The organism is Spirosoma validum (assembly GCF_014699035.1).
Taxonomy (GTDB): Bacteria; Bacteroidota; Bacteroidia; order Cytophagales; family Spirosomataceae; genus Spirosoma; species Spirosoma validum.
The window spans coordinates 324,246-345,243 of the sequence record NZ_JACXAA010000004.1 but is presented as its reverse complement, the minus strand read 5'-3'; the positions used below and the strand labels follow the sequence as shown (position 1 = coordinate 345,243).

Here is a 20,998-nt window from a genome sequence, read left to right as displayed (position 1 = left end):
TAGTCACCCGAAACTCCCTCTTTTGAACTTTCTTTTCATGACTACCTCTACTCGGTGGTTGAGTTGCTTACTTATGCTGGTAAGCCCCTGGGTACGTTATACTCAGGCCCAACCCTACCATTCCCATAACCTTACCTCGACAAGTATCAACACCGAGAAGCCACCTACCCTTATTTCCCTAAATCATATTCCCACGGATGGATTTCTGCTAAAAGAAGGCTGGCGATTTCAGGCTGGCGACAATCCGGACGGAGCCAGTCCACAACTGAATGACAGACAGTGGCGTAGTATCGATCCAACCAAAACCCTTCGGGATTTGCCACAACTCAGACAGGCCGGTATTGGCTGGCTTCGGCTGCATCTGCACACCGGCCCTGAATTGCCGCCCCTCATGATTAAAGTGTTTCAATCGGTTGCTTCAGAAATTTACCTGGATGGTCGGTTGTTATACCGCTTCGGCATAGTCAGTGCCTATCCAGATCAGGTAAAGGCTTATGATCCAAGAGCCACCTTTAGCCTGCCTCTCCAGCCTTCGTCTGAACACGTACTGGCTCTACGCATTGCCTGTCAACCCGGTCTTTATTACAACATACGATCCCAAAACTGGCATACCGACGCTATTGAATACTGGCTGTTTTCATCCTCGTCAACCCCCACCTTAAAACCATACGATACAGAGCAAATCGGTACGTCTGCTTTTAAAGTCGGGATCGCATTCATCCTGTTCATCCTGCATCTGAGTCTTTTTTTGGCGTACCGAACTACACAGCGGACGAATCTGTATGCGGCAGGTATGTATCTGATGCTATGCATTACTTTTTTGGCGAGAGCAGCTGACAATTACACGCACTCGTTATATGATCGTCTCATCATTCATTACGCTTCACTCATTGATTTCTGGGTACCCGCCATGGCGCTTCTAACGTTTTATAGTCTGTTTGACTTTCGTAAGGGGTGGCTTTGTTGGTTAGCAATCGGGAGCATCAGCTTTTCTTTTATTACAGCATCGGATAGCTTTTATTGGCTCTCTTGGTTTGACCGGCTTATCCTGTTCGAATTTATTCGGCTTTCATTAATGGCCACCCAGCGTAACCTGCTTGGAGCGCGCATCGTGACGGTTGGCGCTTTCTTTAACCTAGGATTGTGGGTCACTATATTGATCCTGACTGCTCTGCACATTACTGCCGCCGATCATGAATGGCTGATCAATTTCTTTTATGTAGTTTCTTTTCTATGTTTCCCGCTTACCTTATCCCTTCGGCTGGCCCTGGAACACGGCTGGGTCAACCGGCAATTGAGAGCCCAACTGGATGAGGTCGAACTTCTCTCGGCCCGCAACCTAGTCCAACAGCAGGAACGTCAGCAACTTCTGGCTCAACAAAATGAGCGACTGGAACAACAGGTAACTGAGCGAACTCAGGAACTCCATCAGCAAGCCAGCCAACTCCGGCAGCTCGATCAGGTTAAGTCACGTTTTGTGACCAACATGACTCATGAGTTTCGGACCCCGCTCTCGCTGATCATATCGCCAGTCGAGAAATTACTTCAGGAAAATCGCTTCGATCGACCCCTGCTAACGCTGATCCAACGGAACGCCAGACAACTTCTTCGGCTGGTCAACCAGTTGCTGGATCTATCGAAACTAGAGGGCAACCACATGGCCGTTTCGCTGATGCAGGGTGAACTAACCAGCTTTATTTATCCTATTGTGGATGTATTCCAACGGGCCGCTGAGCAGAAACACGTAACGTTAACGTGCATTGTCGGTCAATTTCCGCCACAACCGCAGGTATTCGATTCGGATAAGTGGGAAAAAATTCTGACGAATTTATTGGCGAACGCCCTCAAGTTTACGCCCACCGGGGGGCAGATAAGCCTTACAATCAATCCAGTTTGGGAAGTTGGTGAAGGAAGACGTGTACAGATTCAACTCACCGATTCGGGTATCGGTATTGCCCCCGACCAGTTACCGCACATTTTCAACCGATTTTACCAGGTCGATACATCGAGTACCCGTGCCTATGGAGGAACCGGTATTGGCCTGGCGCTGGTCAAGGAATTGATTGACTTGTTGGAAGGTACCATTACCGTAGAGAGCGAACCCGGTGTGGGCACTACGTTCCGCCTGACCCTGCCGCTACAGTTTGTATCAACAAGCCTCGACCTGCCCGCTATTAACGATTCTGTCGTTAAACCGAGCGCTGACTGGGAGTGGTCGCTGGCTTCTCCTGCTCCCGTTACGATTCCTTCTGGCAAAGAGTCGTTCAGGGCCCAGATTCTGCTTATAGAAGACAATGACGAGTTAAGGGGATTTCTCGTGAATGAACTGTCTGGCCTATATCACGTCCTCCAGGCTGCTGATGGGGAAACAGGCTGGTCTCTTATCCAAAGCGAACTACCTGATATTGTTATTACGGATGTGATGATGGCCCGCCTGGATGGCTATGCATTGGCTCATCTGGTCAAAAGTCATGCTCATACGGACCATATCGCGGTGGTGATATTAACCGCCAAAGCCGCCCAGGAGAACCGACTTACCGGACTAGAGCAGGGAGCCGACGACTACCTGACTAAACCGTTTAGTATGGGTGAATTGCTACTGCGAATTCAGAATCTGCTCAGCCGCCAACGGCGCCTGCAGGAGCGCGTACAGGCCAGCTTAACCTCCATTCGACCTGCAGAGGAACCGCCAGAAATGCCAGCGAATCCCTTCCTGGTTCAGCTCTATCAAGTGCTGGGAAATCAGTTCAGCAACCCCGCCTTCTCTGTCGAAGAACTGGCCGACAAGATGGCTCTAAGCCGTAAACAACTCACCCGAAAAGTCAAAACCCTGACGGGACTGTCGACCAGTGAACTCCTGCGTAACTACCGGCTTCAGCAGGCCACTACGTATTTACGGCAAGGCTTGTCGAGTTCAGAAACAGCCTATCAGGTAGGTTTCGAAAGTCCGGCTTACTTTACCAAGTGCTTTCGGGAAGTATACGGCCGAACCCCAATTGAGTTCACCAGACAGACTAATTTATAACAAAAAAACGGTCCAGCGACTCAAAAGCGACATTTGTTATAGCATTTGTCCTTTTTCTTATACCCATCCCCCCGGATTAGTAGCGAGCTTTGCCTATACGAATACAACCTGAATTAGATCGATAAGGCACTATTCACGCCATAAATCAATCCGAACATCTCTTTCTCTTTTTAACCGACTTCCCTCTTTTATGAAACAACCGCTCCTCATCCTCCTCCTGTTCTATTTAATGAGCCACTACCGATTTCTCCAGTCCAAAATGGCTCCATTGCCGGGTCCGACGAATGCGCCATCCTGGTTCGTTGTCGGGCAGTCGCAGAATGCTGAACGCGCGGGGTCTGCAACACGTGCATCTGAGGCCAATGGCACCCGGTTACGACCGGGTTCTAACGACTACTTATCAGACATCTGCTCTGGGTAGAAGGGATGTAGCCTAAATAAGGCACAATCTATAAATCGACTTGTTCTATTGACTTTGTTGAACAGAAAAAATCTGTTCTGAACGAAGCCCGGCTACGCTACGTCCCTTTTTTGCCCATTTTCCCGTATTAGCTCGCCTACAATACGTAGCGATGCCAAAAATCTGCATTACCCAACTCCTTTATTTCTCGCTTTACTCATTAATCCTATGAAACGAATTTTATCAAGGCAATTCAGTCTGCTGACCAGACGAAAAACAGGACCACTGCTATTCCTGCTTCTTTTACTGGGCACGGTGGTACAGGCACAAATATTAAACACGACAATTAACACCGAAGTACACTTTGTCCAGGGTAGTATTAAGCCATCTTCACCAGGTTACCCTTTTTCTAATACTTCCTACAAGGTTAAAGCCACTGTAGATACTGATAATCAACCTACGAATCAATTTAATCACATTAAGGGTCAAATGGAAAGTTCATTTTGCTATTCAAATGACAATAACAATTACGCTCCTGAAAGTCTGGGCCCTGTTGTCGATGGCGTTATCCTGCAGCATGTCGATGGGTCACAACAGTATGATCTGGAAGTATTTACCTGGATTGACTATAGCAAAAACTGTAACTGGGATGAAGGTGATCAATTAGATGGGTATGAAGTTAAATTGATGAAACCTACGCTGGATCCGTCTAATGTATGGACGCCATTCAATGGCCTCGTTTACAGTAGTTTCTATGGTGGTCCCAGTCGATACTACATGAAGCACACCTGGCGGTATTATGGTGGCGCTGCTATCAATAACCCTTTGAATTTTGGTATTGTTGATAGCAATACAAAGTCGCATATCAATAGCAATCGAAAGGCACCAGACGGCGCGCTCCCATTTATGGGCTATGCTAATAATTTTGAGTTGACTCCCTCCAAACCAACGGGGGGGAGAGACGTAGTTTATACCTTCACGTTGTCTCAAACTAGTAATGTAATTTTATCAACCCTTTTCGATCAAACGGATTTTAATACCGTTATTCATCTATTTAAGTATGATGAATCAGGGCCTAAACTAGGCGCTTATATCGGATCTAACGATGATGCACTCGGTAGCAATAAATCGTATCTACAAACAAGCTTATGTAGCGGTCGGTACGCCGTTATTGTTGAAGGCGCAAAATATGAGGATGAAGGAACCTTTAATTTATCGATAGAAACGTATCCGGTAGCGCCAGCGATAATAAGTACATCGAATGTCTACAATAATCTTCTTCCTAATCCTCTGGAGGTACCGACGGCGTCGCTCAACTTTTCGGGTGGAGGTATTGGGCCATTTACTTATGCCTGGGAAAAAAGTGAAGGTAACGGAGGTTTTGTTCATATTACCGGGGTTACAGGAGGTACTCTTTCTTTATCAGCCCTACAACCGTCTACCAATCCCTCTCCTTCAGAATTAAAAACCGTACCATTTAAATTCCATCTAAAAGTTACGGACGGCTGTTCCAGAACAGTGACTACAAATGATGTGTCGCTAACGATGGTCTTATCAAATGGATTTATTGATGGACACATACAGACTACGGCTGCTAACGGTAGTGCAGCTGTGTCTGGGGTGAAGGTTTGCATCGTGAAAGCCAACGTACCGGGTAGTCCAGCCAGTTATACGCAATGCACAACGACCAATAATGAGGGTAACTATAGGTTCTCTCCTATTTACTACGGACCGCCCAATAACAATTCCCCTGTATCCTTCACCATTACACCGTCTTTAGTTCTACATACCTTCAAGCCTACCAGTATAGTCAGAACGCTTGATCCACTTAATCCGAGGATAGGTGATAATTTTAATGGAGTTAACTTCGAAGACGAAACGGCACTTGGCGTCACAGGAACCGTTTCGCAGACCTGCGTTTTTTGCTTAGACGCTTCTGTTCAGAACCCAACGGTGTGCCCGATGGATGGAGCGACCATAAAGTTGCTCCAAAACGGTGTTACAAAGAAAGAGGGCAAGTCTGGTTATCTGGATACACCACCCCCCGCTGCGTATGGCCGGTATGCCATTGCCGTCAATGAGCCCGGAAACTATACCGTTACGGCCAGCTATGGTAACCATACCCTCACGCCCGCTGTCTATACGCTCAACGTGTCAACGGTCCAGACGGGTATCAACTTTATTGATTCTCAGATGCACCGAATTACCGGTTATCTACGAGATGGGTGCGGGAAACCCCTCAGCGGCACAGCCACTCTGACGTTTTCAGACGTACTACCCGATGCTGCCGATGGCACACAGCGTAGCTCCTGCTTTAGACAACAGGTCGTGATCAATGGTAGTCAATTTGGCGCAACGGGCTATTATAACATTCAACTGCCCGCCCGAAAATACAGGCTTATCAGCATCGACTATAAACCATCGACGCTTAATGTGCAAGCTGCTGAATACATTAGCCCACAACAGCTAAAGGCTTTTTTTGAACCGCAGTTGACTATGCTGGTACGTGATGTAACGGAAAGTGACGCTACGCTAGATTTAACGTTTCATCGCAAACCCTACCTAAAGTTCGCTGCTCAAAGCCTTCCGAATGCCTGCACCTCTGTTACCTTCGCAGTTGGCCGGCAGGGGGTAGCCTTGCCATTCACCGTGGAAGTCTATGAAGGAAATCCAGCAACAGCGAATAGTTGTTCAGTTAGTAGTGGTACGGTAACCGGATCGAACACGATTCAGGAGGAAAATCTTCCCGCCACGCCGGTGGTCAATGGTATCGCCAGCTTCACTTTGGTACCAGGCGAGCCGAATTCGCTTTCTCCTTTTCTACGGAATCTAACCCTGAGATTTACGGATGAATATGGGCAAAAAGCAGACGATTTGTTTAAAACCGTATTTATTCAGGGTGATGTGAGGCCTGGTACAACCTTTACGACAACGTCACCAGAACTCGTTACGATGGTTTTGCATGACCCACCGGGAAACAAAAGTTTCAGTGCATGGTCAACGTCGCAGACGTATGAACGGGCCGTTCGATTCTATAGCCAGAAAGCGGTGGGCGTAGAACCCTGGGTTGAGGTCAAGATCGGTACGGATTTTTCAACCGGTATTGGCGTAGTGTTCGAATCAAAAGCCTGGGGATCTGTCAACCAAAGCGTCAATACAACCAAGTATAACACAACCAGCTCGGAAGCCATTTTTTCCTCTACCATTCAAAGCGAATACCGAACCGAAGAAGGTGGAAGTCCGGGTGCAGCCAGTGACGTATTTATTGGCCAGGCGCTGAATTTGATCTATGGAAAATCCGTGCAGTTTAGCTTTAACCAGGCAGCCTGCCAAATCGATTCAGTATCAAGGCTCATGATAGCTAGTGATAAAAACCAGGACTCAAGAACTACATTTTTTTATACACAAGCCCATATCCTGAATACTGTCATTCCGAATCTTAAAAATCTCCGTAATGCCGAAGATCCTGCAGCACCCATCAAAACAAATAAATATAACTATTACCAGAAACAGGTTTCGATGTGGGAGCAGCTGTTAGCCAATAATGAAGAAAACAAACGAAACGCTCGCTTCGTCGAGAATGTATCTTTTGGTTCAGGATCGTTTAAAACGCTTTCTGAAACAACGCGTACGTCCAGTAATAACACCGTTGAATTTGGATTGTCTATCGACTCACAAACGGCAGGCGAATTAGGGTTTGAATTTGCGGGTAGTGGCGTGTCTGGGGGAGTCATTGTGAACGTAAAAATGGACAACGGTCAAAGTGAGAGCACCACCAATATGAAAGAAATTACGTTTGCCTATACGCTCGCTGAAGATGCTAGTACGATTAGTAACGGGAAAGGAAATAGTTTTAATGTTAATGTAAAAAAAGATCCTGTTTATGGGAGTCCTGTTTTTGACCTGATAGCCGGAGAAACCAGTTGCCCACACATGCCTGGAACCTTTGCCCGCGATGTAATGCAGCTTTACTCAACATCGCCGGTAAAAACTGGAATTGTCGGTAACAAGGCTTCGTTTCCTCTCACTATAGGGAATGCTAGTTCTACTGGCGAAAACCGCACTTACAATTTGGCCCTGAATTCGATCGTTAATGGACTTACCGTTAAGTTGAATGGTGAGAACGGTCAGGTTCTCGGCTCTGTTGGATCCGTTACACCCATCAACCTGGATGCTGGTGTATCAGGGCCGTATACTATTTATGTAGAGCGGGATCCTGGCTCAGGCATTTATACGTTTGATAACATACAGCTAACACTCTCTGATGCCTGTAGTACAACCAGTATCTCGACCACGTTACAGGCTTATTTTCAGACCAGTTGTAGTCCGATTACGCTCGTTATGCCCGAGGCCAACTGGGTCAGCACGGCAAGCGATAATAACCGGGTAACCGTAGTATTTAAAGATTATATATATACAGACCTGACTAGTGTTTCGCTGGAATATAAAGCACTAGGCTCCAATAGCTGGTTTACAGGCTTCACGTTACCCAAAACGCAGATTGATGACAGTGGTTTTGGCACCACTACCTACTGGAATACAATCGGCCTGGCGGATGGTCAGTACGTTATACGGCTTAAACTCAGCTGCGCCAGTGGGACAACCTATTCTCAAACGAGCACTGGTATCATTGATCGAACACCTCCTTCCCTGTTCGGGAAAGCCAATCCAACAGATGACAGATATACAGCAGGTGATCTGATCGCAGCTACGTATACCGAAAATCTGGGATGTGCTGCTGCCGTTGCCGCTGCCAATGTGTCGATGGTTCGCCTAAGCAATAACGCTACCTTATCAGCTCAGCTGTCGTGCAGTGGAAGTCGGTTAATTGTGACTCCTCTAACCAATTTGGGCGCTCTATCGGGCGAATCGATTCGGGTTACGCTCAGCAATATCCCGGATCAGTACGGTAATATCAAACAGACATCTGATATTATTCAGTTCGTTGTTGGCAGTAGCGTTAGCACAACGGGCACAACGGCCCTATCTCTGGCGATTACCAACCCATCGGTAATAGAGGATGCTGGTACGCCTGTCATCATTGATTTTAAGCTGCCGCAAAATGCGACGAAACCGACAACTATCAATTATATACTATCGGGAACGGCACAACTGAATACGGATTATACGATTAAATATCCATCAGGTCAACCCGTTTCAACAGCGGCCCAAACGGGAGTCTTACAATCAATCGTGCTCTCCAATAGCAGTTCGGTTGTTTCATTGACGATAGTACCTATTGCCAACACGAAAATTGAAGCTAATCGAAGTGTCCTTGTTGTCTTAACCGCAGGGGGCGATTATACAATGGGAGCAGTTACATCGGTCTCAGCCATCATCACCGACGATGACTGCCCAGGCAACGTCAAACTGATTGCCAGCGGCCCGCTCTCGCAGACTAGTACCTTTGTTACGTTAATGGTTAATGAAGGGGCAACTACGTACCGCTTTGGTTATGGTGCCACTCAGGTTGTATTGAAACCTTATACCGCTACAGTGACTACGCCCGGTGTGTATTCGGTGAGCCTGACAGCCGCCAATGGCTGCTCAGCTATTGCATCAACAACCGTAGTGGCTGTAGACCCGGATGTGACTCTACTGCTGTATGCCCGCCCTTCCACCCTTTATGGTAACGGCAATTTCAGCGTAGTGGTCGATGCAATCGAGGTGAATAATATAGCAACAAGCGGAGAGATCATCATCAAAGTGACTAAGGACGCTAAAACGACGCTCAGTTTTGATGGTAGCCTTACTCAATTAAATGGCCGATCAGTACAGAATAACGCCTGGACGTTTTCGTCAACGGAAAGCACCGGCTATTATGTGCTGAAGACCACGAAACCCATTGCTCCGGGCGACAAACTAAGCTTTGGTCTCAATGGTGTGATAACCCCAGGTGCGACGACTGGAAAAATGACTATTAGTGCCACTATGTTAGGAGTGTCCAAAGAATACCGGTTTATAAACAACGTTGGCTCCAACAAGGTCGACTACTTCCCGCAGTAAGGTGATTCTGTACAAAGCCAAGATAGCTAATCACCGGTGATTAGCTATCTTGGCTTTGTACTCTTTTAACCAAACTCTCTATGTTTTCTTCTCTACAACGTGGGTATGTGTTCGCACGCGCATTTTCCCCACCAGCAATTCGTCTAACGACAGTTAGCTTGTGTTTCTTAAGCCTCTTTTTCCTAACGGCTTCAGCCAGCCTGGCTCAGTCTATCCGCTACGTTCGCCAGGGCGGTAGCGGCAATGGCACCTCCTGGGCAGCTGCCTCAGGTGATCTTCAGGCCATGATCAACACCAGTGGTGTCGAGCAGATCTGGGTAGCTCAGGGTACCTATAAGCCCACCAGCACGACCGACCGCTCCATCAGCTTTGTCATGAAAAACGGCGTGACCATCTACAGTGGATTTCCGGCTACTGGCAATCCGGCGCTGACGAATCGCAACCCGATCAACTACACGACCATTCTATCGGGCGATATTGATAACGACGGCACGCTGGCGGGCAACAGCCACCACGTTGTTTATAACTATAGAAACAACCTGGACCAAAGTGCCATTCTGGATGGTTTTACCATTACGTTAGGGAACGCTAATATATCCTCACCGGCGACCGGCATCTATGGGGGCGGCATATACAATGAAGAGAGCAGCCCCAAAATTATTAACTGCCTCATTCGGAACAATGCCGCATTCAATTCCGGAGGAGGGATGGCTAACGTAAGAAATCTGGCCATCATCCTGAACTGCACGTTTCAGGGCAATTCGGCCCAGGGCTTTGGGGGTGGCATGTACACCGCTACCAGTAATCTGCTCGTCATCAATGGTCTCTTTCGAGGGAACACGGCGCAATCGGGGGGCGGCCTGTATCTGAATACGACGAGCAGTGCCCAATTGGCCAATTGCACCTTTGTGTCACACTCCACCGTTAACAACGTCGGTAACGCCATCGTCACCACGGGGAGTAGTCAAAATCAGATGGTTAACTGTATCGCCTGGAACAACGGCGGAGCGCATACGTTCGACGGCTCCAGCTCGGTTAATGCAACCTATAGTCTGTTTGAGCCCTCTGTCACCAATTACTCGGGATCTAATAATATAATCACCAGCACCTTACCCTTCACCAGCTCAGCCGAACAAACGCTAAGGCCTTGTTCGCCAGCGATCAATGCCGGTGACCCAAACAGTAGTGGGATCACCGGCACTACGCCGACGGATCTGGCCGGCAATCCGCGTCTTTACGGGGGGCGCATCGACATGGGCGCTTTCGAGTACCAAACTACAGATACCCCAATCATTACCCAACAACCGATCAGAGGCACAACAGTACAAGTGGGCACTACGGTTACCGCGTCGGTCAGTGCCACCGGTACGGTCAGTTCCTATCAGTGGTACAAGAACAGCAGTGCGCTAGGCGGCCAGACTTCAGCCACGCTCACACTGCCTTCAGTGCAGATAAGCGATGCCGGTAGCTACTCGGTGGTGGTAACGGGCAACTGCAATACGACGGTGACCTCAACGGTCTTTAGTTTGGTAGTTACCCAGCCCATCCGCTACGTGCGGCAATCCAGCAGTGGGCAGGGCGACGGCTCTTCGTGGTCCAATGCCTCCGCCGACCTGCAAGCGATGATCAACGCGGCTGGCGTCGAACAAGTCTGGGTGGGGGCTGGCACCTATAAGCCCACCTCGAGCACCGACCGTACCGTTAGTTTTTCAATGAAAAACAACGTAGTCATCTACGGCGGCTTTCCCCCTACTGGTACCCCTACCCTAGCCAACCGAAGCACCTCCAGCAACCCCACTATTCTGTCGGGCGAAATTGGCGGGTCGGGCACCGATGACAACAGCTACCACGTCCTTTTCAACAATAACAACGGGCTGACCAACTCAGCTATTCTGGACGGCTTTGTTATCACTGCGGGCAATGCTACCGGCAGCGATCCCAACAACGATGGGGGCGGCATGCTCAACATCGTCAGCAGTCCGCAGATCCGCAACTGCATCTTTGCCAGCAATACAGCCACCTTTGGCGGAGCTATCTACTATTACAACACCAGCAGCAATCCCCTGCTGATCAACTGCTCGTTTCAATTCAACTCAGCCATTTCCGCTGGGGGGGGCTGTTCAACAACGGCAGTAGTCCCCAACTTACTAACTGCACGTTTGTGGGAAATACCGGTAATGGAGGAGCCATGGTTAATCTCAACGGCCAGCCTCAGCTTATCAGCTGCGTGCTCTTCAACAATGGCGGCAGTAACAGTTTGATTAACGCGAACAATAGTAGTGTAACGGCCCGCTACAGTTTGTTCGAGGCTTCCATTACCGACTATAGTGGTACCAACAACCTGACCACCACCAGTTCGCCCTTTGCCAGCACGGGCAGCGCGGTGCTGAACAGTTGCTCACCGGCTATCAACGCTGGTGACCCGGCCAGCACCACGGCAACCAACGGCACAACGGACGTAGCAGGGAATGGGCGCTTCTACAACAATAGCCGCATCGACATGGGCGCTTTTGAGTATCAGGGTGCTCAGAGTCTACCGGCGACCATCACAGCTCAGCCTCGCAGCGGTAGCACCGTACCCTTAGGGAGCACAGTCACCGTAGCAGTGAGTATCACCGGTACGGTCAGCAGTTATCAGTGGTACAAAAATGGCAATGTGGTGAGCGGGCAGACCTCAGCCACCCTAGCGCTGAACAATGTACAAGCCGGTGATGCAGGCAACTACGTAGTGGTCATCGTCAGCCCCTGCAACAGCGTGACCTCCACGCCTTTCAGCCTCTCGGTGACGGCCGTCCCTGATCTGACTCCGATTCTCTACGCCCGACCTACCACACTCACCGGCGACAGTCCCCTCAGCGTAGTGGCCGATGTGGTCGAGCTCAACGGCGTGACGATTACCGGGACCATTACCCTCAAGATTACCCGCGATGCCAAAGTCTCGCTCAGCCTGCCCAGCAGCGCCACCAGTGTGGCCAACCGCTCAGTGCAGAATAGTCTCTGGCAGTTGAACACCAGCGATGCCAACTACTACGTTCTGACTACTACTCAGCCTATTGCCGGGGGCGATAAGTTATCAGTAGGCCTGACGGGCACGCTGACGCCAGGGGCAACGGTGGGGATGCTGACGGTTAGTGGGGTGCTGGTCAACATTCCCAGCGAGATCAGATCTAGCAATAACGTGGACTCTGATAAGATCGAGTATTTTCAACAGTGAGTTGTAAACTAGCTGGCCCCGCATGAGCCGTCGATAATGACGGCTCATGCGGGGCCAGCTACGTAGAAAAAAAACTAGTTATGCCTGTTTCGTTACCTGGATATTCATGACCAGTTTAACGTCGTCACTGACAACAACGCCACCCGCTTCCGTTACGCCATCCCAGGTCAAACCGAATTCTTTACGTTTGATCGTACCCGTCAGTTCAAAACCGGCTTTCGTCTGACCGTAGAAATCCTGCATCTGTCCGCCGTATTCGGCTTTCAGGGTTACTGGTTTGGTCGTGCCCCGAATCGTTAGATCACCCACGAGATTATACGTATCGTCGCCGGTTTTGGTGATACTCGTTGACGTAAAGGTTAACTTGGGAAAGTTCTCGGCATCGAAAAAATCGCCGGATTTGAGGTGGCCATCCCGTTGCTCATTGTTCGTGCTGATGCTGGCGATATCCGCAGAAAATGAAATTTTAGCGTCGGTGAAGTCATCACCAACGGTTTCAAGCTGCCCTTCAAACTGGCCGAACGAGCCCGTTACGGTCGAGATAACCAGGTGCTTTACTTTAAATTGAACTTCAGAGTGAGTAGGGTCAATTGCCCAGATGGTAGCGGTGGCTGCTTCAGTTGCCATAATTGTATGTGTTATCGGATTACGTGTTAAGGTATTTGATGTATATACATTTAATTTGTCAGGATTGTTCGCGTCGGGCTATTTTTTCTTCAAAATTAATTTGGGCGTGATAGAGCTAACTGACTAACCAGCACTGAACTGAGTCAATAGAATTTACCAGATTTACTGATGCAGACTCCACCCTGCGCCAACTGGCTAAGAAAATGACGGGGCGTAACGCCCAGAAAATAGTGGAAATCTTTGATCAGATGGCTGTGATCATGGTATCCAAAGTCAAGAACAAGGGCCAACCAGTCGACCGGCCCAGGCTGTTGTTCGCTCAGGAACCCAAGCACTTTTTTAAAACGTAGAAACCGGGTAAGTTCCTTAGCCGAGTATCCGAGATGCGTTTGAAATCGATTCTGGATACTCCGCGTCGAAACCTGGTTTTGTTGGGCAATTGCTTTTACAGGATCGACAGCCGTCTGCTTAAAATACGGAATGCTTTCCAGTAACGAATCGGTCACTACGTCGATGGGGGCTAAATGCGTTAAAGCATATTCGCTAATCCGTTGCAATCGATTCGCCAATGTAGTCATAGGCGCTACCTGCTGCCATAATTCGTCAAAACAATTGGAATTAAGCAACACGTCTGGATTTTCCCACTCCGTTGTTTTAAACTGGTGCATCGGAACGCCCAGAAGTCGATAGAAGCCATTGAGCGTGAAGTTCACGACTATCAAATCGGTGTTCGGTGGTAATTCGTACCGTAGCATTTTTTGCAGAGGCCCCACTACCGCTATCTGCTGAACTTCATAAACCGAATCGCCCAGTGCAAACGGAATCGCAGGACCGAAGTTAAAAACGAGCAGCATCTCGTAATTGGGCAGTAACTGTTGCGACACCGAGATGGCCTGACTCGGCTGCTGAACGCAGTAGAAATGACTGAACACGGTAGCCAGCCGCTCGTCGGCTTCAATCAACTGACTGTTCGCTGGCAAAGTCATGATAAGTTCGTTTTCTTACAATTTTAGTGAATTCTGCTTTCAGACCTTTGTTAAGTCAAAGCGCTGCACATAAGAGCTCAGCTTCCATTGTTCCATGTTTTGACTTAACAGGCTCTAGCAAACCATTTATCGAACAAACATATGGATACGACCGTAAATTCCGCGCCCACCATTCTGATCACCGGGGCAACAGGTGCCATTGGCACCGAACTAACCAAAACGCTATCAGCACAAGGCACTCCTTTTCGGGCAATGATCCGATCACTCAAGGATGCGCACACACTAATCGCGCTCGAAGGCGCCGAAGTCGTTGAAGGTGACTTTAATAACCCGGCTACGATTGCGCAGGCACTGACGGGAATAGACCAGGCTTTTCTGCTAACCAACTCATCCGATCAGGCCGAAGCCCAGCAACTTACGTTTGTTGCGGAAGCCAAGCGGGCGGGCATTCGGCATATTGTTAAACTATCACAACTTGCCGCCAGTATAGACTCTCCCGTGCGTTTCCTGCGCTATCATGCTATCGTGGAACAGGCAATTCGAGAGTCGGACATACCCTTTACGTTCCTGCGTCCGAATTTGTTTATGCAGGGATTACTAGGCTTCCGGGATTCGATTGCCAGCCAGGGCAAGTTTTTTGCGACCATTGGCGACGCCAAAATCAGCCTCATTGACATTCGTGACATTGGAGCCGTTGCGGCAAAAGCCCTGACCGAATCCGGTCACGAAGGACAGATTTACACACTCACAGGTCCTCAGGCACTTACCCACGTCGAAATGGCGGATAGCCTTTCAGCAGGACTCGGCAAGCCCGTTACGTTTATCGACATTCCATCGGATGCCATGCGGGAAGCGTTACTCGGAGCTGGCTTCCCAGTCTGGCAGGCCGATGGTCTGATTGAAGATTACGCACACTACAGCCGTAATGAAGCGGCCGCCGTTACGTCAGATGTGCAGGACGTAACGGGTAAGCCGCCCCGGACTTTTGCCGATTTTGCCCGTGACTATGCGCCTGCCTTTGCCTAGCCTATTTTATGAGCATAATCGCAGCCATGATCTCAATGCCATCCCATAAATACTGAACAAGCACGTTCTCATTTTCGGCATGCTGGTTATTGTCGTAATTCACGACGGGCACCGACACTACGTTGGCTTTGAGAACTTCCTCAAACAGATACAGCGGTAAACTCCCTCCCGACGAAGGCGACACAACAATGGGGTCCGGACTGGTAGTTTGCACGGCGGCAATGACTTCCTGCGCGATGGGTAAATCCATCGGCGTTCGCTGGGCGTTGTAGCCGTGGCCCATCGTAATTTTGATCAGTTTCGGATACTGCTGCCGTTGGGCGTCGGTCGGTTCATGGTCGATTATCTGGTAGCCTTGTGCCCGAATATGGTCCATAACTCGTCCGGTCTGTCGTGCTACGTCGTTGCCACGAACCAGTCGCAAATCCAGAACGGCTTCGGCTTTAGTCGGAATCACATTGCCGGCCATTGCCCCAACGTTAGCACTTTGCATTCCGTTGATGTTCAGCGTGGGACGCATCAGCAACTCGACAAAGGGCGTGCCATTGCCATCGGGCTGGGCAATGCCGAGTTCTTTTTTCAACGACGCTTCCATGTTCGGCACTTTAGCCAGCGCGGCTTTCTCGCTGGCGGTCAGCGGTACTACGTCATCATAAAACCCGTTGATCAGCACTTTGTCGTTGTCATCTTTCATGCTGGCCAGCAGTTTGACCATCCGCATGGCCGGATTGGGTGCCCAGTTGCCGTAGTTACCGCTGTGCAAGGGGCGTTTTGGACCGTAAACCGTCAGGTGCATGTTGACATCGCCCCGAACGCCAAACTGCACGACGCGTTTCCCCGATACGTGACGCGGTCCGTCGGCAATCACCCAGAGGTCACTGGCTAGTTTGTCGCGGTGTTTTTCAAAAATCTCGCCCAGGTGCGTTGAGCCAACTTCTTCTTCGCCTTCAAAGAAAAACTTCAGGTTAGCCGCTGGGGTGATCTTGCTCTTGACTAACGCATCGTACGCATTCAGGATGGTCATAACGCCCGCTTTGTCATCGGCACTACCCCGCCCGCTGAGTCGCCAGGTGGGGTCGATTGGATCACCGGATTTGTAAGTCGTTACGATTTTCCCACCCTGCTCAACGGGTGCTATAATGAACACAGGCACGAAGGGTTGAAGCCCCTCGGCCCATTGCTTCGGATTAACCGGCTGTCCATCGTAATGCGCATAGAAAACAATCGTCTTTTTCGCCCCCGGTACTTTTACTTCGCCAAATACGGCCGGATTGGTGCCCGGCGCTGGTACGTCGAGCAACGTAGCAGCGATACCCCGTTGTTGCATCATCTGCACAATAAAAGCCGCATTTTTACGAATATTCGTCGAATCTGCCGATACGTTCGGAATAGACAGAAATTGCCGGTATTCATCCATTAACGCAATTTCGTGCGCCTTCCGATACTGCTGAACACGTTGCTGGGGAGATTGGGCACGAGCCGAAAAAGCCGTGATCAGGACGAAGAAAAGTACAGATTTTTTGGACATATGTTTCAGGTTGATTAAAGAGTACTGTCACAGTATACAGCAAAATTCACTCGATTGCAACCAGTTGGTCAATGCCGTGTCGATCGATTTTGGAAACTTCACTGTGCCGGTTAAAAGTAACCGACACCACAATCAGCATAATCAGTACAGTTCATCATTCTATATACCAGTTCATCTGGACAAAAGCGTAAGTAGAAAGAGGCATTCAGTACGTTTTTCCGTTACGTATGAACCGTCGTCAGTTTCTGCAAACCACCGGGGCCGTAGCTGGCCTACCCCTCCTGCATCCGTCGCCCAATCAGGCACATCGATCGAAAACACTACGTATCAATCGGACAAACGCCAATTTCGAACGAGAGCCGCTGATTCGCCAGTTTGGGTTCAAAGGCAATTTTATGCACGAATGCTGGCAATCAGCGTCGCTGGTCGAAACGGAATCGGGGCTGCGTAAGATTGGCCTGGCGACGCAGAATGTGTTGTATGATGATGCCGATGTCTACAGCCTCTACTCCGAAGCGGGAGCCAATGCGTTGTTATTCAGCCTGACCGATCAGGCGCTACGGATGATGCGGGACGTACCGTTTCAAACGCCCATCGACCTGATGGATCAGTTGCTGGAACCGATCCATAAAGCAGGAATACAGTTGACGAATCGGCCTGCACTCAACAAATTATTTACGCTTAATGCCCTGGTTGGTCCCGATAATGCAGCCTGGTTACTCTACGCAGCCGAAAATGGGTACCGTACCTTCGATGAACTGATTCCGCAACCGTACCGAACGGCACTCGGCTACCGAAATAAACGCATAGCCATTCTATATTCCGCGTCGTATTCGCTGCCGATCGCCGACATTCGCCGGGCTGTGGAGCAGCAGGGGTATTTTGTGGTTAAGATCAAGCTTGGACAGCCGGGAACCCAGGCCGAGATGCTGGAGAAAGACAAACAACGCCTGACGGAAATTCATACTGCGCTAAAGAATCTGACGACTCCGCAGACACCTTCCGGACGTATCATTTATACGCTCGATCCAAACGCCCGCTACGAACGCAAAGAAACGTTGCTACGTCTGCTCGACCATACGAAGAAGATCGGTGCGTTCGACCAGATCTTGCTGATCGAAGAACCCTTGTTCGAAACCAACGAAGAGCTGGTCGGTGACGTGGGCGTTCGGCTATGCGCTGACGAAAGCGCGCACGATTACGAAGGAGCCGTCCGGCGGCTGGATCAGGGCTATCAGGCATTGGTCCTGAAGGGCATTGCCAAAACACTTAGTCAGTCGATGAAAATGGCGAAAACCGCCCATGAGCGCGGGATTCCGTGTCTATGCGCCGACCTTACCGTAAACCCAATTCTTATCGACTGGAACAAGAACCTGGCCGCCCGACTGAAACCGTTTCCGGGTCTGGACATGCAACTACTGGAAGCCAACGGCGATCTGAATTATCGAAACTGGCAAACCATGGTGGGCTATCATCCACGCGGCACAGCCAGCTGGACACGAGCCAAACAAGGCGTTTTCGAATTGGACGATACGTTCTATGCCGAGAGCGGTGGCATTTTACAACCATCTGCTCATTACAAGGCTATGTTCCGTTGACTTTTCAACTCACGTTAAAAAACAATCCCAAACTGAAAACCAGCCGTTACGCTCGTAGGCCGGTCGTTTCCGAAGCGAACGGGAAGCGGTACGGCAATAAAGTAGCTGTTGGTTGGGGTTCGCTTAACGATTTTATTGAGCACTGGCGTAAGTCCGTAACGCCCCGATGTTTCAAACGCCAGTCGGCCAGCCAGCGTAAAATCGTTACCTAAATTGACTAACACACCCGGATGGAACAAAACGTTGGTTACCCGACTGGTCTGATTTTCCGCTCGAATGATAGGCACAATTTCCACGGAGAAACCCAATTTGGGCGTTTTCCAGAGATTGATACCAATTGGAAATCCAACTACGTAGTAGTCACTAAAATTAGGCTCCCATCCCGTCTGACTGGCGGTTACAATCGGGTGTAGCACGCCCAAATAAGCCGCCATACGCGGATAAACCGGTGGCGCTGGTGCCTGGGCACGAACGTGTTGGGATAGGAATGCCATCACTAACAACAGACAAATGAAGGCATAACATCGAATGAATTCTAAAACTTGTTTCACGACTTCTTATGGATTTTACCACAAGATTAAGCCCCCTGATGAGCACAAAATAGAACGTATTTAACCTTTTGTATCTGCTTTACTTTTTCGACCACTTTTCCGGTAGTCTGACGGATTCTGACCCATGAGTTTCTTAAATATCCGGGTGAAATGACTCTGGTCGGAGAAACCGGTCAGATACGCAATTTCGGACAAACTGTATTGGGTTGACTCCAGCAAATGAACGGCCTTATTAATACGTAGTTTGCGGATATATTCGCCAAACGACAGGTCATCGAAGTAGCGCGAAAAGGCCCGTGACACATAGGCAGGATTGACCGCTAAACTTTCGGACAATTCGTTTAAACTAAGGGTTAAATTTGTATCAATCTGATCCTGAATCAGTTCCTTCAATTCCTTTACCCAGTTGGGCGTCTTCCGTTTGCCCGTCGGCTTAAGATAGGTATGGAGTACTTCCAGCAGTAGTCGCTCCGTGGGGCTTTGCGTATGTTTGACAGATTGCATGTGCTTTGCCCAACTGTAGAGCGCATCATAGATAATCATCCCCTGTGCCAAAAGTTGTTGATCATCAGGAATATTGAAGGCCATCCCGGCTGAAATAGCCCATAAACCTGCTGCCTGTGGAGCTAACGAATGATCATCGGTGTCAGCCCCGCGCACAATAGGGGCTATGGCCAGTAATGCAGGATCTGTCAGATTGTGCTTTTGCAGAAAGTAATCAAACGTACACTGGTCTTCGTAATGGCTATATTCTACTCCAGGTACATCGAAGGGAGTTGCGTTCAACAGTTGAGCCTGCACGCCGACCTGCGACTCGGGTACAAAAACAATCTCGGCCGTCGGATCAATAAAGCGCCGGATGAGCCAGGGGCAGGCCAGCCGGTCAATTTTGGGTCGTTCTCGCGTAATCCAAACCATTAGAATAGAGAATAAACTGTTTATTGAAACGACCTGTTTTTGCCCGTTCCTTCCGATGCTTTCACCAGTTGGCCACCAAGGAAACGTAGCGCAGCAATTTCCCCCTGCGTATTGAGCACAAAACTAACGGCATCGTACCCCTACCTGAACTGGTTATTGCTTAGTTGGAACGTACTATAATGCCAGTGGTCGAGTTTACCGGTATAAAGTACTTGCCCATCCTTCACAATAGTACTAGTTGGCCCCGAACGGCCTGTTACACATACATATCATATCGGGCAGCGGGGTCGGTTGTGGTTTTCTTTGTCTGTGCAACGAGGAGGTGACTAACGAAAAAAGTCACGTATAAAGTGAAGATAAAGCTATGCTTTCTCATATAAATAGAAATAAATTCCCAAATCTGGAATTTCTTAGTCAGGATTACGTTATGGTAATAATTGCAAAAGCTACACTGATTCGGTTTGCAGAAACGCATCCTGATGCTACTATAGCTCTAATGGAGTGGTACGATACAGTTGCCGAAGCCGATTGGTCGAATATAAATGGTGTTCGTGCTCAGTTTAACTCTGTTGACTACGTCGGCAATGAGCGGTTTGTTTTCAATATACGAGGAAATCGATATCGACTAATCGTTGCCATTTTATTTAGTATCCGAACTGTTTATATCAAATTTATTGGCACCCATGCCGATTACGATAAAATTGACGCTAAGCTAATCGAGTACAAACCATGACCATTCTGAACGAAGCCGATTACAAACAGGCGTTTGCCGATTTTGATGCCCTCCTTGCTCGGATGGGCGACGATTCACAACTACAAAATCAGGCCCGCACGTTGGCAGAAGCGCTTCAGCGCTATGAACAAACTACTATGAGTTTTCCCAAACCCACAACGCTGACGGGCATGATTGAGTGGAAAATGTATGAGATGAAACTAAAACAAAAAGATCTGGCCCAATTACTAGGCGTCGAAACCTCGCGTGTTTCTGAAGTTTTGAATGGAAAACGGCGTATAACCCTTGACCTCGCAAAACGACTGCACGAAAAATTAGGCATCGACGGAAATTTCATCCTAGAGCGCGCTTAATAACTATTTCAGTCATCGTATTCAAGTTAACCC

The 20,998-nt window shown here is 49.0% G+C and carries 14 protein-coding genes; 9 read left to right on the top strand and 5 right to left on the bottom strand.

Annotated elements, in window-relative coordinates:
• The first annotated feature begins 37 nt into the window (after positions 1-37).
• The 5 genes from IC230_RS13845 (at position 38) to IC230_RS13825 (ending at position 12,645) form a co-directional block, all read left to right on the top strand.
• A complete protein-coding gene (locus IC230_RS13845; RefSeq protein ID WP_191039619.1) occupies positions 38-3,025 on the top strand; it encodes an ATP-binding protein in 2,988 nt (995 codons plus the stop codon).
• A gap of 190 nt (positions 3,026-3,215) precedes the next feature.
• Positions 3,216-3,446, top strand: a complete 231-nt coding sequence (locus IC230_RS13840; protein WP_191039618.1) for a hypothetical protein — start codon at positions 3,216-3,218, stop codon at positions 3,444-3,446.
• A 207-nt stretch (positions 3,447-3,653) separates the two neighbouring features.
• Positions 3,654-9,431 carry a hypothetical protein gene (locus tag IC230_RS13835; RefSeq protein WP_191039617.1) on the top strand — a complete coding sequence of 1,926 codons (5,778 nt, stop codon included), beginning with the start codon at positions 3,654-3,656 and terminating at the stop codon, positions 9,429-9,431.
• 80 nt (positions 9,432-9,511) lie between these two features.
• Positions 9,512-11,692 carry a choice-of-anchor Q domain-containing protein gene (locus tag IC230_RS13830; protein WP_191039616.1) on the top strand — a complete coding sequence of 727 codons (2,181 nt, stop codon included), beginning with the start codon at positions 9,512-9,514 and terminating at the stop codon, positions 11,690-11,692.
• Entirely contained in the window at positions 11,593-12,645 is a 1,053-nt protein-coding gene (locus IC230_RS13825; RefSeq protein WP_191039615.1) for a choice-of-anchor Q domain-containing protein, read from the top strand. The genes IC230_RS13830 and IC230_RS13825 overlap by 100 nt, the downstream gene beginning before the upstream one ends.
• A 78-nt stretch (positions 12,646-12,723) precedes the next feature.
• On the opposite strand, the gene IC230_RS13820 is transcribed toward IC230_RS13825, so the two are convergent.
• Together IC230_RS13820 and IC230_RS13815 are read right to left on the bottom strand one after the other, a co-directional pair.
• On the bottom strand, positions 12,724-13,272 hold the full coding sequence (locus IC230_RS13820) for a YceI family protein (protein ID WP_191039614.1): 549 nt from the start codon (positions 13,270-13,272) through the stop codon (positions 12,724-12,726).
• 143 nt (positions 13,273-13,415) lie between these two features.
• The gene (locus tag IC230_RS13815; protein WP_191039613.1) at positions 13,416-14,258 is read right to left on the bottom strand and encodes a helix-turn-helix domain-containing protein; all 843 of its coding nucleotides are present in this window, start codon (positions 14,256-14,258) and stop codon (positions 13,416-13,418) included.
• Positions 14,259-14,399: 141 nt separating this feature from the next.
• Here IC230_RS13815 and IC230_RS13810 point away from each other — a divergent pair, with 141 nt between their 5' ends.
• The gene (locus tag IC230_RS13810; RefSeq protein ID WP_191039612.1) at positions 14,400-15,284 is read left to right on the top strand and encodes an SDR family oxidoreductase; all 885 of its coding nucleotides are present in this window, start codon (positions 14,400-14,402) and stop codon (positions 15,282-15,284) included.
• Position 15,285: 1 nt separating this feature from the next.
• On the opposite strand, the gene IC230_RS13805 is transcribed toward IC230_RS13810, so the two are convergent.
• The gene (locus IC230_RS13805; RefSeq protein ID WP_191039611.1) at positions 15,286-16,812 is read right to left on the bottom strand and encodes a M20/M25/M40 family metallo-hydrolase; all 1,527 of its coding nucleotides are present in this window, start codon (positions 16,810-16,812) and stop codon (positions 15,286-15,288) included.
• A 227-nt stretch (positions 16,813-17,039) separates the two neighbouring features.
• Between IC230_RS13805 and IC230_RS13800 the strand changes: the two genes are divergently transcribed.
• Positions 17,040-18,410: a mandelate racemase/muconate lactonizing enzyme family protein gene (locus tag IC230_RS13800; protein WP_191039610.1), complete on the top strand. Its 1,371-nt coding sequence runs from the start codon at positions 17,040-17,042 to the stop codon at positions 18,408-18,410.
• Positions 18,411-18,424: 14 nt separating this feature from the next.
• Here the strand turns inward: IC230_RS13800 and IC230_RS13795 are convergent, their stop codons facing one another.
• A complete protein-coding gene (locus IC230_RS13795; protein ID WP_317171793.1) occupies positions 18,425-18,961 on the bottom strand; it encodes a hypothetical protein in 537 nt (178 codons plus the stop codon).
• 60 nt (positions 18,962-19,021) lie between these two features.
• Positions 19,022-19,879 (bottom strand): chromate resistance protein ChrB domain-containing protein, encoded by an 858-nt coding sequence (locus tag IC230_RS13790; protein WP_191039609.1) that lies wholly within the window; start codon positions 19,877-19,879, stop codon positions 19,022-19,024.
• A gap of 427 nt (positions 19,880-20,306) precedes the next feature.
• Between IC230_RS13790 and IC230_RS13785 the strand changes: the two genes are divergently transcribed.
• Together IC230_RS13785 and IC230_RS13780 are read left to right on the top strand one after the other, a co-directional pair.
• Positions 20,307-20,612, top strand: a complete 306-nt coding sequence (locus tag IC230_RS13785; protein WP_191039608.1) for a type II toxin-antitoxin system HigB family toxin — start codon at positions 20,307-20,309, stop codon at positions 20,610-20,612.
• The gene (locus IC230_RS13780) at positions 20,609-20,965 is read left to right on the top strand and encodes a helix-turn-helix domain-containing protein (RefSeq protein WP_191039607.1); all 357 of its coding nucleotides are present in this window, start codon (positions 20,609-20,611) and stop codon (positions 20,963-20,965) included. Before IC230_RS13785 ends, IC230_RS13780 begins: the two co-directional genes overlap by 4 nt.
• The last annotated feature ends 33 nt before the right edge of the window (positions 20,966-20,998 follow it).

What these genes read in the sequence shown, in the direction of transcription:
- IC230_RS13820 (WP_191039614.1), bottom strand. Translation starts at nt 13,272, where the DNA reads ATGGCAACTGAAGCAGCCACCGCTACCATCTGGGCAATTGACCCTACT.
- IC230_RS13835 (WP_191039617.1), top strand. Translation starts at nt 3,654, where the DNA reads ATGAAACGAATTTTATCAAGGCAATTCAGTCTGCTGACCAGACGAAAA.
- IC230_RS13815 (WP_191039613.1), bottom strand. Translation starts at nt 14,258, where the DNA reads ATGACTTTGCCAGCGAACAGTCAGTTGATTGAAGCCGACGAGCGGCTG.
- IC230_RS13800 (WP_191039610.1), top strand. Translation starts at nt 17,040, where the DNA reads ATGAACCGTCGTCAGTTTCTGCAAACCACCGGGGCCGTAGCTGGCCTA.
- IC230_RS13830 (WP_191039616.1), top strand. Translation starts at nt 9,512, where the DNA reads ATGTTTTCTTCTCTACAACGTGGGTATGTGTTCGCACGCGCATTTTCC.
- IC230_RS13790 (WP_191039609.1), bottom strand. Translation starts at nt 19,879, where the DNA reads ATGGTTTGGATTACGCGAGAACGACCCAAAATTGACCGGCTGGCCTGC.
- IC230_RS13805 (WP_191039611.1), bottom strand. Translation starts at nt 16,812, where the DNA reads ATGTCCAAAAAATCTGTACTTTTCTTCGTCCTGATCACGGCTTTTTCG.
- IC230_RS13780 (WP_191039607.1), top strand. Translation starts at nt 20,609, where the DNA reads ATGACCATTCTGAACGAAGCCGATTACAAACAGGCGTTTGCCGATTTT.
- IC230_RS13810 (WP_191039612.1), top strand. Translation starts at nt 14,400, where the DNA reads ATGGATACGACCGTAAATTCCGCGCCCACCATTCTGATCACCGGGGCA.
- IC230_RS13845 (WP_191039619.1), top strand. Translation starts at nt 38, where the DNA reads ATGACTACCTCTACTCGGTGGTTGAGTTGCTTACTTATGCTGGTAAGC.
- IC230_RS13840 (WP_191039618.1), top strand. Translation starts at nt 3,216, where the DNA reads ATGAAACAACCGCTCCTCATCCTCCTCCTGTTCTATTTAATGAGCCAC.
- IC230_RS13785 (WP_191039608.1), top strand. Translation starts at nt 20,307, where the DNA reads ATGGTAATAATTGCAAAAGCTACACTGATTCGGTTTGCAGAAACGCAT.